At 50.6% G+C, this 15,158-nt stretch carries 14 protein-coding genes; 13 read left to right on the top strand and 1 reads right to left on the bottom strand.

What is annotated here, in order from left to right:
- Positions 1 to 62: 62 nt before the first annotated feature.
- The 9 genes from EFO84_RS11860 to EFO84_RS02340 all read left to right on the top strand — a co-directional run bounded on the left by EFO84_RS11860 (position 63) and on the right by EFO84_RS02340 (position 8,502).
- Entirely contained in the window at positions 63 to 1,307 is a 1,245-nt protein-coding gene (locus tag EFO84_RS11860; protein WP_127346472.1) for a mechanosensitive ion channel family protein, read from the top strand.
- A 109-nt stretch (positions 1,308 to 1,416) separates the two neighbouring features.
- A complete protein-coding gene (locus EFO84_RS02375; protein ID WP_127346471.1) occupies positions 1,417 to 2,184 on the top strand; it encodes a DUF3450 domain-containing protein in 768 nt (255 codons plus the stop codon).
- A 3-nt stretch (positions 2,185 to 2,187) separates the two neighbouring features.
- Positions 2,188 to 3,546, top strand: coding sequence for a MotA/TolQ/ExbB proton channel family protein (locus tag EFO84_RS02370; protein ID WP_127346470.1), 1,359 nt, complete (start codon positions 2,188 to 2,190; stop codon positions 3,544 to 3,546).
- Between the two features lie 8 nt (positions 3,547 to 3,554).
- On the top strand, positions 3,555 to 4,073 hold the full coding sequence (locus tag EFO84_RS02365; RefSeq protein WP_205701926.1) for a MotA/TolQ/ExbB proton channel family protein: 519 nt from the start codon (positions 3,555 to 3,557) through the stop codon (positions 4,071 to 4,073).
- A gap of 46 nt (positions 4,074 to 4,119) precedes the next feature.
- Positions 4,120 to 4,527, top strand: coding sequence for an ExbD/TolR family protein (locus EFO84_RS02360; protein WP_127346469.1), 408 nt, complete (start codon positions 4,120 to 4,122; stop codon positions 4,525 to 4,527).
- Positions 4,528 to 4,529: 2 nt separating this feature from the next.
- On the top strand, positions 4,530 to 5,138 hold the full coding sequence (locus EFO84_RS02355; protein WP_127346468.1) for an energy transducer TonB: 609 nt from the start codon (positions 4,530 to 4,532) through the stop codon (positions 5,136 to 5,138).
- Positions 5,139 to 5,140: 2 nt separating this feature from the next.
- Positions 5,141 to 6,403, top strand: coding sequence for a tetratricopeptide repeat protein (locus tag EFO84_RS02350; protein ID WP_127346467.1), 1,263 nt, complete (start codon positions 5,141 to 5,143; stop codon positions 6,401 to 6,403).
- A gap of 144 nt (positions 6,404 to 6,547) precedes the next feature.
- On the top strand, positions 6,548 to 7,504 hold the full coding sequence (locus tag EFO84_RS02345) for a porin (RefSeq protein ID WP_127346466.1): 957 nt from the start codon (positions 6,548 to 6,550) through the stop codon (positions 7,502 to 7,504).
- Positions 7,505 to 7,566: 62 nt separating this feature from the next.
- On the top strand, positions 7,567 to 8,502 hold the full coding sequence (locus EFO84_RS02340) for an AEC family transporter (RefSeq protein ID WP_127346465.1): 936 nt from the start codon (positions 7,567 to 7,569) through the stop codon (positions 8,500 to 8,502).
- A 3-nt stretch (positions 8,503 to 8,505) separates the two neighbouring features.
- On the opposite strand, the gene xseA is transcribed toward EFO84_RS02340, so the two are convergent.
- The gene (xseA, locus tag EFO84_RS02335; RefSeq protein ID WP_127346464.1) at positions 8,506 to 9,834 is read right to left on the bottom strand and encodes an exodeoxyribonuclease VII large subunit; all 1,329 of its coding nucleotides are present in this window, start codon (positions 9,832 to 9,834) and stop codon (positions 8,506 to 8,508) included.
- Positions 9,835 to 9,933: 99 nt separating this feature from the next.
- On the opposite strand from xseA, the gene guaB reads away from it, so the two are divergent.
- The 4 genes from guaB to EFO84_RS02315 all read left to right on the top strand — a co-directional run bounded on the left by guaB (position 9,934) and on the right by EFO84_RS02315 (position 15,000).
- A complete protein-coding gene (gene guaB / locus EFO84_RS02330; protein WP_127346463.1) occupies positions 9,934 to 11,403 on the top strand; it encodes an IMP dehydrogenase in 1,470 nt (489 codons plus the stop codon).
- A gap of 6 nt (positions 11,404 to 11,409) precedes the next feature.
- Positions 11,410 to 12,984 (top strand): glutamine-hydrolyzing GMP synthase, encoded by a 1,575-nt coding sequence (guaA, locus tag EFO84_RS02325; RefSeq protein ID WP_127346462.1) that lies wholly within the window; start codon positions 11,410 to 11,412, stop codon positions 12,982 to 12,984.
- Positions 12,985 to 13,217: 233 nt separating this feature from the next.
- The gene (locus tag EFO84_RS02320) at positions 13,218 to 14,411 is read left to right on the top strand and encodes an RHS repeat domain-containing protein (protein WP_127346461.1); all 1,194 of its coding nucleotides are present in this window, start codon (positions 13,218 to 13,220) and stop codon (positions 14,409 to 14,411) included.
- A gap of 10 nt (positions 14,412 to 14,421) precedes the next feature.
- Positions 14,422 to 15,000, top strand: coding sequence for a hypothetical protein (locus EFO84_RS02315; protein ID WP_127346460.1), 579 nt, complete (start codon positions 14,422 to 14,424; stop codon positions 14,998 to 15,000).
- Positions 15,001 to 15,158 lie beyond the last annotated feature (158 nt).

The raw sequence follows: 15,158 nt of genomic DNA, 5'->3' as shown, positions 1-15,158 counted from the left end.
GGAACATGCCATAATAAGCCAGCTCAATGAGCCAATAAAGCGCACAGCACAGGAGCAATAGCGTGACTGAAATAAGCCAATTCAATGACTGGTTAAGCGGTAATCCGGGCCTCGATACTTGGGTGAAAATAGGCTTATTATTGGCCGCCGCCTGGCTCGCCAACTTTGTGGTTAAAAAAGTCTTGCTCAAAGGCGTAGTGCGCCTGCTGTCCCTAGCCAAAGCCAATCACATTGTGCAGTTGCTCGAAACCCATGTGGTGGCGCGGCTCGCCAACGTGGTGCCAGCGCTGGTCATTGCTTATGGCATTGATAGTGTGCCGCACCTGCCTGAAGTGCTGCCCATTATTGTTCATAACGTCTGTAATGCCTTTATTGTGGTGACTATTGCCCGTGCGCTGAGCGGCATTTTGACCGTTGCTAATCATCTGTACGAACTGCAAGACGATGCGCGCGAGCGGCCCATTAAAGGCTTCGTGCAGGTGGCGAAAATTGCTATTTACGGGGTCGCGACTATTCTCATGGTGGCGGTGCTGATTGACCGCTCGCCCGTGATTTTATTATCCGGCTTGGGCGCGATGGCGGCAGTGTTGCTGTTGGTATTCCAAGATACGCTACTGTCGCTGGTGGCCAGTGTACAAATTAGCTCTAACGACATCATTCGCGTTGGCGATTGGGTGGAAATGCCCAATCTCAATGCCGATGGTGATGTGGTGGATATTGCCCTACATACCATTAAGGTGCAGAACTGGGATAAAACCATCACCTTTATTCCCACCAAGCGCTTTATCAGCGACCCGTTTAAAAATTGGCGTGGCATGCAAGAATCAGGCGGGCGCCGTATTAAACGTAGCCTGCAAATCGACCAGCAAAGTATACACTTTCTATCTGATGAAGAACGCCAGCAGTTATACCGCTTCCGCTTGCTGCGCGATTATCTCGATAGCAAGCAGGCAGAAATTGATGCCTGGAACCAGCAACTCGAAGAAGCTGGTAAAGAGCCGGTCAATACCCGCCGTATTTCCAATATCGGTACCTTTCGGGCCTATGTGCATCAGTACTTAAAGAATCACCCCAAGGTGCATCAGCAAATGACCTTAATGGTGCGCCAACTGCAACCCACCTCCGATGGCTTGCCGTTAGAAATCTATTGTTTCACTAACACCACAGCCTGGGCTGAGTATGAAAGTATCCAAGCCGATATCTTCGACCATTTGTTGGCTATTGCTGGCGAATTTGGCTTGCGGGTATTCCAGCATCCGAGTGGTAATGACATGCGCGGTATGTTTCAGCAAATGCCATCAAACTGACATAAATCCGTCATTCTGTCATAAATCTGACATCTAGCAGTCACTAAGCTGTCACACAACTGCAGTATCTTTGCGCTCATCTTTCCAAAACGACGTGCAAGGTACTGTCATGAGAATATTGTTCATTCCTTCCATGCTGGTGCTTGCGCTCAGTGCGACTATCGCCGCAGCGCAAGATGCCACGCTAGAACCGGTGGTTGATGCCGCCAACGTCATCACGCAATCCGCTCGCAGTTCACAAGTAACGGTCGAGAACATTGCTGACACCACGCAAGAACGCATCCAGCAGTACAAACAAATCATGCGCCAAATTGAAGGCCTTGAGGTGTATACCCAGCAATTACAAAAGCAAATCGACAATCAGAACAGCGAGAAAGCTGAGCTGAACCTGTCGATTGACGAAGTCAGTGTGGTGGAGCGCCAAATCACTCCATTGATGCTGCGCATGATTGAAGCCTTGGACGCGTTTATCGGCTTAGATGTGCCATTTTTGGGTACCGAGCGCGATGAGCGTATTGCCAACCTGAGCGATTTGATGGAACGCGCTGATGTCGACGTATCTGAGAAGTTTCGCCGGGTCATGGAAGCCTACCAAATTGAAGCCGATTACGGCCGCAACATCGAAGCCTACAACGGTGTGATGGACATTAATGGCCAGTCACAAGACGTTGAATTCCTACGTATCGGCCGCTTAGTGCTGATTTACAAAACCCGTGATGGCAGCCAAATGGGTGTGTGGGATCAGCAACAAAAAACCTGGCAGGCACTGGATAGCAGCTACAGCTCTGGCGTACAAGAAGCTATCCGTATTGCCCGTAAACAGTTAGCGCCAGATTTGTTGATGCTACCCATTAATACCTCAGGCAGTGGAGAGTAAGAGATGAAACTGATCAAATCTATCGCCTTCATGGCCGGCTTATTCGCCGTAACTGCCCAGGCGGCGCCGCAACAACCGGTTGACCTTGACCAATTGCTGAAGCAGTTGCAGCAAGGCCAATATGCCCAGTCTGAAGAGAACAAGCAACGCGAAGCCCGCTTCCGTGCCGAAGCTGCGCAGCAAGAGCAATTACTGCGTGAGGCAGTGGCGCAACGCGACCGTTTGGAGCGCTTAAGTGAGCAGCTCGAAACGCAATTTGAAAAGAATGAAATTGAACTGGCCGCAGTCACCGAAACCCTGAACCAACGCTTAGGGTCATTACGTGAACTATTCGGCGTATTGCAGCAAGTATCGGGTGATACCGCCAGCAAGTTACAAAACTCGTATGTATCGGTTGAGTTTCCGGGCCGCAGCGAAGCATTAAGTGCGCTAGCCAAGAAAATGGGCAGCAGCTCAAAACTGGCCTCAATTAGCGAAATTGAGTCGGTATGGTTGGCGTTACTGCAAGAAATGACCGAATCAGGCAAAGTCAGCCGCTTCAACACCGAAGTGACTTTGGCCAATGGCGAAAAAGTTGCCCGCGATGTGGTGCGGGTCGGCACCTTTAACATGGTAGCTAACGGCCAATACCTAGAGCTGGTGCCGGGCACCGATACCGTCGCCGAGTTGATTCGTCAGCCGTCATCACGCTACCTAAGCACTGCAGCCGATCTACAAGCGGCGCAGAACGAGCAAGTGAAGTTTGCTCTGGACCCAACGGCTGGTGCCATTTTGGGCTTGTTAGTACAAGCGCCAAGCCTCGGTGAGCGTATCGACCAAGGTGGTACCGTCGGTTACATCATTTTAGCCTTAGGTGCTATCGGCCTATTGATTGCCCTGGAGCGCTTCGTCAGCCTAACGCTGATGGGTGGCAAAGTGAAACGCCAGCTGAAGCAAAGCGAAGCACGTAACGACAACCCATTGGGTCGCGTTATGGCGGTACAAGACAAATACCCAGAAGTTGACACTGAGACCCTTGAATTGAAGCTCAGTGAAGCGATTTTGCGTGAAATCCCAAGTATCACCCGCAACCTGACCTTCATTAAGATTATCTCGGTAGTAGCGCCGCTGATGGGCTTACTTGGTACCGTAACCGGTATGATCAACACCTTCCAGGCCATTACCTTATTTGGTACCGGTGACCCGAAACTAATGGCCGGCGGTATCTCGCAAGCCTTGGTCACGACCGTACTTGGTTTGGTGGTAGCGATTCCGATGACGTTGTTGTTCGCCCAGTTGAATACTCGCAGCCGCACCATTGTGCATGTGTTGCAAGAGCAAGCATCGGGCATTATTGCGGAGCGTTCTGAGCGGAGGCACTAAGCGTGATTCTGAACGAATTCTACGGCGCTATTCAAGACTTCGTCGAAACCGGCGGGCAAGTACTGGTAGTGATTGGGGTGCTGATTTTCGTCATGTGGCTGATGATCCTAGAGCGTATTTTTTACTACCTCAAGGGCCATCAGCAAGCCAAACGCGCCGCGTTAGCCAACTGGCAGCAGCGCAGTGACAAATCATCATGGCATGCCGAGCAAATCCGCCAAGCCATGATCTCACGGGTGAGTTTGGCTCTTGGCGGCAACCTGCCGGTGCTGCAAGCACTGGTGGCCTTGTGTCCACTCCTTGGCTTGATGGGTACCGTGACCGGCATGATTGAAGTATTTGACGTGATGGCAGTGGCTGGCACCGGTAACGCGCGGTCCATGGCGTCTGGGGTATCAAAAGCGACCATCCCAACCATGGCCGGCATGGTCGGCGCGTTGTCAGGGGTATTTGCTGCCACCTGGTTGCAACGTACCGCCAAGCGCGAACGTTTGAAATTAGAAGACCGGTTGTTGCTGGAACACTAGTTGTTCGGACACCAGTAGCACAAACATTGAATAAGGCGAGTCAGCTATGAAACAGCATTTTGCGAATTTGATTGACGAGGAAGATACCCAGATTGATATGACCCCCATGCTCGACGTGGTGTTCATCATGTTGATCTTCTTTATCGTCACCGCGTCGTTTGTGAAAGAGGCCGGTATTGATGTCAATCGCCCTGATGCCGCCACTGCGGTACAAAAGGACCGAGCCAACATTTTGATTGCCATCAGCGACAAGGGTGAAATTTGGATCAACAAGCGTCAGGTGGATGCCCGAGCGGTACAAGCCAACATTGAGCGCTTGTATGCTGAAAACCCGCAGGGTTCTGTGGTGATTCAGGCTGATAAACTGGCCACCACCGAGCGTTTAATTCAAGTAATGGATGCTGCGCGCGCCGCCGGGGTGTTTGACGTGTCCATTGCCACACAAGAAGACTAGTTATGATGCGTTTTCTGGCAGCATTTGCATTAGCGGTCGCGGTGACCCTGGGCTTGTTCTATTTGATGCAATCACTGATTACTGGCGGTGAAGGCGCTATGAGCGAACCACCGAAGGGCTCAATGCTCGACTTTGTGCGGGTGAAACCAGAAGAAGTGGTGCAAGAAAAAGATCGTAAACCGAAGCGCCCACCGGAGCCAGAACAAGCGCCACCGGAGTTGCCACAGCCGCAGTTTGACCCAGCCGTGGCTGATGTTGACGGCGAAGGCTTCGACTTTAGCACGCAAGTGTCTGGCGATACGGCGTTAACCGGCGGGCTCGGTTTAGACACCAGCGATGGCGAGTATTTACCTATTGTAAAAGTACAAGCGGTGTACCCACGCCGTGCTCTGCAGCGTGGTATTGAAGGCTACGTGGTGGTGGAGTTTACCGTGACCAAATTAGGTACGGTGCGGGACCCACGGGTGGTTGAAGCACAGCCAGAAGGTATTTTTGACCAAGCGGCGATGGATGCGGTGCTGAAGTTTAAATACAAGCCACGGGTTGTAAATGGCGAAACCGTTGAAGTAGAAGGCGTGCAAAACCGTCTTACCTTTGAGTTAGGAGAATAATCATGCGTCTTGGCCTATTGATGGTGTTAGCAGTTTGTATTTTAGCGATATTTCCAGCCGAACTTTACGGTCAAGAACGCAAACGTACCCCGGCTCTGCGTGAGCAAGTGTATAGCCAACTAGCACGAGCGCAACAACTGGCCGATGGCGGCGATGTCAAAGGTGGCTTAGCGGTGTTAGCGAATGTTGAGGGCAAACTCAGCAGCATGAATAGCTATGAGCGCGCTATGTTGTGGAATTTCTATGGCTTTATGTATTACGGCCAAGACGATATCAACACCGCTATTACTTATTTCAGCAAAGTGGTGCAAGAAGACCCTATTCCAGACGCGCTGTTACAGGGCACCTTATTTAGTTTAGCGCAACTAGCGCTTGGCCAAGAGCGCTATCAGGATAGCTTGAACTATTTAGAGCAGTGGCAGCAAGCCGTCGGCGGTGAGCCGCAGGTTAAAGCCTTAGTGCTGCGCGCCCAAGTACTGTATCAATTGAAGCGTTATGACGATGCCTTAGCACCGATTATTGCCGCTATTGAGGCCTCAGAGCAGGCCGGTCAACGCCCGGAAGAGAACTGGTACGTATTAGCCCGCGCCATTTATTTTGAGCTCGATCAAATTGACCAAGTCGCCGCGGTACTGGTGCAAATGATCAAGCACTACAACAAAGCTGAGTATTGGGTGCAGTTGGCTGGTGTCTATGCGCAATTAGGCCAAGACAAAAAGCAATTGGCAGTACTCGAAGCCGCCCATGTGCAAGGTTATCTGACCAAAGGCCAAGATATCCTCAATTTGGCGCAAGCGTATTTTGTTAACGATATTCCGTACAAAGCCGGTGTCACTTTAGAGCAGGCGTTGGCTGAGAAAAAAGTAGACGCCAACTTACGCAACCTGAAGTTACTGGCGCAAAGCTGGGTGGCTGCGCGCGAAACCGATAAAGCGGTGGCCGCATTGGCCCAAGCAGCCAGTTTGAGTGACGACGGTGAACTGGATGCCCAGCGCGCCCAAGTATTACTGAATGCCGAGCGCAATAGCGAAGCCATGCAAGCCGCGCAGCAAGCACTTGACAAGGGCGGTTTGAAACAGCCCGGTAACATGCATTTAGTGATTGGTATGGCGGCATTAAATGAAGAAGACTTTAATACGGCCCTACAAGCTTTCGCCGCAGCCAAGCAATTTGATGATGTGCGCCGCACTGCAAGCCAGTGGGAACGCTATGCCAGCTCAGAAAAAGAGCAGGCCGAACGCATAGAGGCGCTGAAACAGTCATAAAAAAGACATGCCAACGTCATAAATAAGTCAAAAAACTGACACAAAGTCATAAAACTGTCATAAAAGTGCCATATCCTAGTGCCATAGGTTGGGAGTATCATTGTACTCCCGCGTAGCAATGGTTTATTACTAGGTGGCTATTTTATGAAAACTGTTCAATTCTCAGCACTCTCATTGGCCCTTGCGGCAACTCTTTCTGCGTCATTGTTGCAACCCGCTGTGGCGGCCGACAAAGATGAAACCATTAGCTTTGATTTCTACGGCCAGGCCAATGTGGCTTTGTTGCGTGCCGATCGTCCGAACAACGACGAAACCGAATTAGCCAGCTACGCATCGCGTATTGGCGTGAAAGGCGGCACCGAATTAGCCAGCGGTATCGAAGTGATCTATCAACTGGAATGGGAAGTTGACCTGACCGATTTAGGTGGCGACGATAATTTAAAATCGCGTAACCAATTCGTCGGTTTAAAAGGTAGCTTCGGTGAGTTAACGGTTGGTCGTCGCGACACCGCAGTGAAATATCTACAGAGTGGCTTTGACCTGTTCGCCGACTACCAAGGCGATATCAAAAATATTTTCGCCGGTAAAAACCGTACTGCCGACACCATTTCTTATTTCACGCCAATGTTTGACGAGTGGCAATTTGCCGCCAGCTATGTGCTGAGTGAAGACGACTTAGTCGATGATGGCAAATCACTGACGGTTACTTACGGTGACAAGAAATTAAAACGTACTGCGTTCTATTTTGGCGCCGGTATTGACCGCGACGTAAACGGTCGTGACATTGAGCGTATGGTCGCCATGACTAAATTGGGCGAAACCCAAGTTGGCTTCATGTATCAAGATCAGCAACGTGTTGATGGCACTGCGCAGGCCGATGGTTTTGTGGTAAACGCTGTACATCCATTTGGTGATTTCAGCGTAAAAGCACAGTATCAATTGCTCGATACCGGCAACGGCGATCAGTCATCGTTAGCTGCTGGCGTTGACTATAAACTAGGGTCAAAAACCACTGTGTATGGCTGGTACACCGGTCAAGACTTTGACAACCTCGATGTTGAGCAAACCTTCGTAGCAATTGGCTTATTGCACAAGTTTTAAGTTTGCAGCGCTGCGGCCACAGGTTAGACTAAGACACGATTTTTCTTAGTCTAACTCGGCTCATGAGCAACTTTATTTTAATTGCCGGCTATCTGCTGATTGGTTTACTGCTGCAGCGGAGCCGGCAATTTCCACAGAATACCGGGCAAATTCTCAACGCATATGTGATTTATGTGGCGTTGCCAGCATTGGTCCTGCAAAAAATCCCCTTTCTGCAGATTAGCCCGCAACTACTGATCCCAGCACTCACACCCTGGCTGTTGTTAGCACTCACGGTACCTTTTTTGCTGTGGCTAAGCCGCCGTTTGCAGTGGTCACGCGGCACCACCGGCGCGATGCTGATCATTGTGCCGCTGGGCAACACCTCATTTGTTGGCTTTCCGATGATCGAGGCATTTTTTGGCAGCGCTGGCATTCCCTATGCGCTGCTATACGACCAAGTCGGTTCATTTCTAATTTTATCCATTTATGCCACGATTATTGCCGCGGTGTATAGCCACTCACCGAGCAGTTATGCCGCCGGCAGTCGCCCCAGCGCCCGCCAGTTACTGCTGCGTATTGTGCGCTTTCCACCCTTTGTGGCCTTGCTGCTAGCGCTGCTATTGCGCGATATCAGTTACCCGGCAATTGCCCAACAATTTATTGATTCGTTAGCGCAAACACTGGTGCCGGTGATTATGGTTGCGGTCGGTTTTCAATTGAAGTTTCGCTTGGCTGCCGAAGACCGTCAGCCGCTGGCTATGGCGTTAGTGATAAAGTTAGTACTTACTCCGGCCATTACCCTTGCAGCCTTGTATGGCTTTGGCCTGACCGACCTAGTCATTCAAGTGACCATTATGGAAGCGGCCATGCCGGCCATGATTTCAGCCGGTGCCTTGGCGATTATGTCGGGCTTAGCACCCACCTTGGCAGCAGCTATTGTCGGTTATGGCGTCATGCTGTGCTTGCTGACGCTGCCACTATGGTTTTACCTACTGCAGTGGCTGGTCAACCTGTAAACATCAGTCATCCAGTTTTTTCGCGTTAAATTCACCACCGGCTACCCGCACCTGAAAGACTTCGTTGGCCGCTAACTGCTGCGGCTGGCGAATCACCTGCTGCGCGCCATTGGTGACCACGGCATAGCCACGGGCAATGGTCTGTAGTGGGCTGACGATATGTAACTGCTGTAATTGCGCTTGCAGTTGCTGTTGCCGCTGTTTGCTCTGTTCAGCAATGAGCCGTTGTAGGCGCTGCTGCAGTTGGCTCAGTTGCTGCTGGGCAGGGGCCAAGCGGCGCTCTGGATGCACCCGCTGTAAACGTTGCTGCTGCTGCTCAAACTGGCGCTGGTGTAATTGCAAGCTGCGCATCACCGCCTGCTTAATCCGGCCACTGAGCTCATCGAGGCGTTGGCTATTGAGTTGCATGCGGCGCTGCGGATCTTGCAACTGCAAGCGCTGCTGCAGCACCAGCAGCTGCTGCTGGTGCTGGCGGTGATAGCGCTGCCAACTAGCACGCAGGCGTTGCCGCTGTTGTTGCAACTGCTGCAACCACTGACGCTGGTCTTGACTGACTAATTCAGCCGCTGCCGATGGCGTCGGCGCGCGCACATCCGCAACAAAGTCACAGATGGTGAAATCCACTTCATGGCCAATAGCACTGATGGTCGGAATAGGGCAACTGTGCAACGCATAAGCTAATTGCTCATCGTTAAAGCACCATAAATCTTCCAACGAGCCGCCGCCGCGCGCCAAAATAAGCACATCCACTTCATTTCGCGCCACCGCTCGTTGCAACATGCTGAGTAATTCAGCCGTAGCCGCTTGGCCTTGCACAGCGCTGGGGTAAATAATCACCTCAATACTCGGGTCGCGGCGCTTCAGCACCGCTAAAATATCGCGAATTGCGGCACCGGTGGGCGAGGTAATGATACCCACCCGGCGAATATCAGCGGGAAGGGACTGTTTGCTGTCACTGGCAAATAACCCCGCCGCGGCGAGCCGCTGTTTCAATTGCTCATAGCGCTGTTGCAGCAAACCGGCGCCGGCATCTTCCATATGCTCAACAATCAGCTGGTAATCGCCACGCGGCTCATACACCGTGAGCTTGGCGCGCACCAACACTTGCATGCCATTTTGAGGGCGCACGCGCACACGTTGATTACTGTTGCGAAACATCGCCGCTTTGATCTGCGCCTGTTGGTCTTTGAGGGTAAAATACCAGTGCCCAGAGCTGGGCGCAGAAAAGTTTGAAATCTCGCCGAGCAGCCATACGGTACCGAAACCTTGCTCAAGCATTTGTCTTACTTCAGCATTTAAGCTGGCAACGGTAAAAATATGTGGTTCGGACATGGTTGAGCGATCTCGCGAGTCGGAAAAAATCAGTTTACTGAAAAGCCCTTTAGGAGTAAAATCTGCCCGCAACATAAAGCCAGTCAGTGAGATGTTGCCATGCTACGAATTGCCCAAGAAGCGCTTACCTTTGACGACGTACTTCTCGTCCCCGGTCACTCCACCGTATTACCCCATACGGCCGACCTAAAAACCCAGTTAACTCGCTCGATCAGCTTGAATATTCCGCTGGTTTCCGCCGCTATGGACACCGTTACTGAAGCGTCGCTCGCCATTGCTTTAGCGCAAGAAGGCGGCATGGGCTTTATTCACAAGAATATGACTATTGCTGACCAAGCAGCCCATGTTCGTAAGGTGAAAAAATACGAAAGTGGCGTGGTAACTGACCCAGTGACCGTTACTCCAGATACCACCCTTGGGCAAATTCGCGCCTTAGCGGTTGAGCATGGCTTTCATGGCTTTCCGGTGGTGCAACAAAACGGCGAACTGGTCGGCATCATCACTGGTCGCGATACCCGCGCTGAAAAAGACGACAGCAAGCTGGTCACCTCCATCATGACGCCTAAGCAGCGTTTGGTAACGGTAAAAGCCAATGCTGATAGCGAAGAAATCTTGGGCTTGATGCACCAGCATCGCATTGAAAAAATCCTAGTGGTGGATGACCAGTTCCATTTGGTCGGCATGATCACCCTCAAAGACTTCACCAAAGCTGAAAACAAGCCCAACGCCTGTAAAGACGAATTGGGCCGTTTACGCGTAGGCGCCGCAGTGGGCGTTGGCCCTGGCACCGATGAGCGCATCGCCGCCTTGGTAGAAGCTGGCGTGGACGTATTGTTGATTGACACCTCACACGGGCACTCGCAAGGCGTGATTGACCGCGTGATCAGTACCCGTAAAGCCTACCCTGAGCTAGCCATCATTGCTGGCAACGTGGCCACTGCCGAGGGCGCCAAAGCGCTAGCTGCCGCGGGTGTTGATGCGGTGAAAGTGGGTATTGGCCCAGGTTCTATTTGTACCACCCGTATTGTCACCGGCTGTGGTGTACCGCAAATCACTGCCATCAGCGATGCCGTGGAAGCGCTCAAAGGCACCGGTATTCCAGTGATTGCCGATGGTGGTATTCGCTTCTCCGGCGATATCGCTAAAGCCATTGTGGCTGGCGCCGCCTGCGTCATGGTTGGCAGCATGCTAGCCGGTACCGAAGAAGCTCCAGGCGAAGTGGAGCTGTACCAAGGGCGTTACTACAAATCCTACCGTGGTATGGGCAGTATTGGCGCCATGAATCAGCGCAATGGCTCGTCAGATCGGTACTTCCAAGCTAGCAACGAAGCCGAAAAATTGGTGCCTGAGGGCATTGAAGGGCGGGTGGCTTACAAAGGCCCTATTGCCAATATCATCCATCAGCAAATGGGCGGTATTCGCTCAGCCATGGGCTTAACCGGCTGCGCCACTATTGCCGAAATGCAAACCAAACCAGTGTTTGTGAAGGTCACTGCCGCTGGCATGGGCGAATCACACGTGCACGATGTGCAAATTACCAAAGAAGCACCGAACTACCGGATGGGCTAACAAAACATGCAAGATATTCATGCACAGAAAATTCTGATTCTTGATTTCGGCTCACAGTACACCCAGCTGATCGCCCGCCGCGTGCGCGAACTCGGCGTGTATTGCGAACTATGGGCGTGGGATGTCGACGCCGCAGACATCAAAGACTTCGCGCCCCAGGGCATTATTCTTTCGGGTGGCCCAGAATCGGTCACTGAAGCTGGCTCACCGCGTGCTCCAGAGTATGTATTTCAGGCGGGGGTGCCAGTATTAGGCGTGTGCTATGGCATGCAAACCATGGCGGCGCAGTTAGGTGGCCAGGTGCAAGGCTCAACCGAGCGTGAATTTGGCTACGCCCAAGTAGAAGTGCTACAAGCCACCGAGTTATTCAAAAACATTGAAGACAGCTTACACAGCAATGGTAATGCGCAATTAGACGTATGGATGAGCCATGGCGATAAAGTAGTCGTCGCGCCGGACAGCTTTAGCGTGATTGCGCAAACACCAACCTGCCCAATTGCCGCTATGGCTGACGTTGAGCGGCGTTTTTACGGCGTGCAGTTCCACCCTGAAGTGACCCATACCCGCCAAGGCATGCGCATGCTGGAGCAGTTTGTCACCGGCATTTGTGGCTGCGACACCAACTGGACGCCCAGCCAAATTATTGACGACGCAGTACAACGTATTCGCCAGCAAGTGGGTAACGGCAAAGTGGTGTTAGGTTTATCGGGCGGGGTAGATAGCTCGGTCACCGCCATGTTGCTACACCGTGCTATTGGTTCCCAGCTGACCTGCGTATTCGTCGATAACGGCCTGCTGCGTTTAAACGAAGCCGAGCAGGTGATGGAAATGTTCGGTGACCATTACGGCCTGAACATTGTGCACGTTGAAGCCGAGCAGCGCTTTTTATCCGCCCTAGCCGGTGAGCACGACCCAGAAGCCAAGCGCAAAATCATTGGCCGCGTGTTCATTGAGATTTTTGACGAGCAAGCCAGCAGCATTCAGGGCGTGGAATTCTTAGCGCAAGGCACTATTTACCCCGACGTCATTGAATCAGCTGGCTCTAAAACCGGTAAAGCCCATGTCATCAAATCGCACCACAACGTGGGTGGCTTGCCGAAAGACATGGCGCTGAAGCTCGTCGAGCCATTACGTGAATTGTTCAAAGACGAAGTACGCAAAATTGGCTTAGAGCTAGGCTTGCCTTACGAAATGCTCTATCGCCACCCATTCCCCGGCCCAGGCCTAGGGGTGCGGGTACTGGCCGAAGTGAAGAAAGAGTATTGCGACATTTTGCGTCGCGCTGATCACATCTTTATTTCTGAGTTACGCAGTGCTGGGCTCTACCACGAAGTCAGCCAAGCCTTTGCGGTATTCCTACCGGTGCGCTCAGTAGGCGTGATGGGCGATGCCCGTAAATACGATTGGGTAGTAGCGTTACGCGCCGTCGAAACCATCGATTTCATGACCGCACGTTGGGCGCATTTGCCGTACGATCTACTCGGCAAAGTCTCCAACCGTATCATCAATGAGATCGATGGCATCTCCCGCGTGGTGTACGATATCTCAGGAAAGCCACCAGCCACCATCGAGTGGGAGTAGTAGGTATACTCCCGTTCTGACTAGGTCGTTGGTGTTGTGTAAAAATGACTAGCCGGGGGAAATAAGGCTGTTATTACGCGTCAACACATAGAAAAATTTAATCGGTTAGTTTTTTAGCTAATAACGACACAACGTTAGATAATCGTTGTTATTTATGAATAGAGGTGTATAAAAAGCAGAAAGGACCAACCCATAAACGCCAAGGATTGTCATGACTATCAAACACGGTGGCGATGGCCAGCCATGAAATTACCTACACCCTACGCGACCGTTTAGGCTCGGTGGTGACGCTTAGCAATCACAACAACCTCATCCTAGAGCACCGCAGCTATGACCCGTTTGGCAAGCCACGCTATGGCACCATGCAGGCGAGCCCGTCAGCAACACTGTGGAATATTGCTGGCGGCACACCCTTCACCATGCGGGGTTTCACCGACCACGAGCACATCGATGAAGCGCAGTTGATTCACATGAACGGCCGGGTGTACGATTACAACTTAGGCCGGTTCTTAAGTGTCGACCCGTTCATCCAGGAGCCCGGCAACAGCCAGTCGCTCAACCCCTACTCCTACATCATGAACAACCCGCTGGCGGGGACGGACCCGAGCGGGTATGTAAGCGTTGGGAATTTGGGTTTGGCAGAAGGTGGCGCATTCTGCGGCTTTATATGTGCGGTTAACAGAACAATTTTGGCGGGATTTACCTCTGCTGGCGACAATGGAATAGGGGCCATGTCGAAGAGAGCGTTTGGACAACAAATCGCAGAATTAGGTGGACAAAAAGATTTTGCCGGTTATACCTGGCTTCAGGATTATAAGCGGAATACTAGTAAGCAAGTGAGTGGGGGCACTGGAGAAGCGGCTGAGTTTGTGGATAATTTCATTGACAATCATGTAAACCACATAACCGAAGCATTAATGGCTGCCGACGACGTGTCGTCGCCGGTTACCGCTGAAGTTCGATTTGCTTTAATCGAAATGGCAAAAACGGAAACAGGTCGAGGGCTGATGGAGCACTTCATTGAGACAGGAACAACGCTTGCTCTAATAGATACAACGTTCACGCGCACATCAGAGAATCTAACTTTAGGTAAGGCCTTTATGGCTACTTATGGCCTCGATGATTTGATACCTGACACCGTATTCTATACCAGAGACATCCAAGGTTTCACTTCTGTTATGAGAGTAAACAATCCCTTTATGTTAGATAGTGTAATTCAAAGTATGACTTTGGACGTTTTGCTAGTCCAAGAGTTTGGTCATACGAGAGCAGGAGGACGATTTGGTATTGATGAAAATAACACCTACAATGAAGTTGTTTCTCACTCGCTAGTAGAAAACAAATATAGAGCCGAAAAAGGATTGCCATTAAGGCGCTCTTACTCAAAAAAAGATGATATATATAACTATATGAATAAAATAAATTAGGGCGGTCGGTATGATACGTATTTTTTTATTTTTAATAATATTTATCTATTGTAATTCATACGCTAAAGCAACTGAATTAGATCTTCACAATAACGCCATTGCGGATCAGCGCATTGCTGTGAAAGTTGAATTCTTTGATGGCGAGATGCTCAACATATTGATTGCTAAGAATGTATGGGCTAGGTTTTTATCCAAGGTAACTTGGCAGGATGCTACACAACAGAAAATTTTTAGATATCTTACCGAACTTGTTTATCATGATGGCGTGTATTTTCTAAGAAATCTTCCAGGCATTGAAAATTTAACACCAGAGCAAATCAATCAGTTTAAATTTAGTTTAAACCATTACCTAGTAGTTCCTGTGACTGTTGAAATGCTTGGTTATAAAAATTTTGGTGATTTTAGAATCAACAACATTAGTTGTGAAAATTTAGGGTCAAAAACATTTTTTTCGTGTCAGTTAAAGGCAAGCTCATTTATAAACATTCAACACGCCTCTTATATAATGGCTACTAATGGATATTTAATAAATGCTTCCGGCTATCTTGAATTTTCAAATGTTAAATTTATTGGAAAAATAGACGATTAAATTTAGACCTAAACTAAATATTTATAGAAAAGAACAACCTGAATAGCGCCGTGAGTGAGACCATCACCCGCACCTACATCGATGATATCGCTATCATCAAGCGCACCGAGCACGCTGGCGTGGCGATGGCCAGCCATGAAATCACCTACACCCTACGC

Source organism: Pseudidiomarina mangrovi, from assembly GCF_003999375.1.
Lineage (GTDB): Bacteria > Pseudomonadota > Gammaproteobacteria > Enterobacterales > Alteromonadaceae > Pseudidiomarina > Pseudidiomarina mangrovi.
The sequence above is the reverse complement of the archived record's forward strand: the minus strand, read 5'-3'. Positions and strand labels throughout refer to the sequence as shown.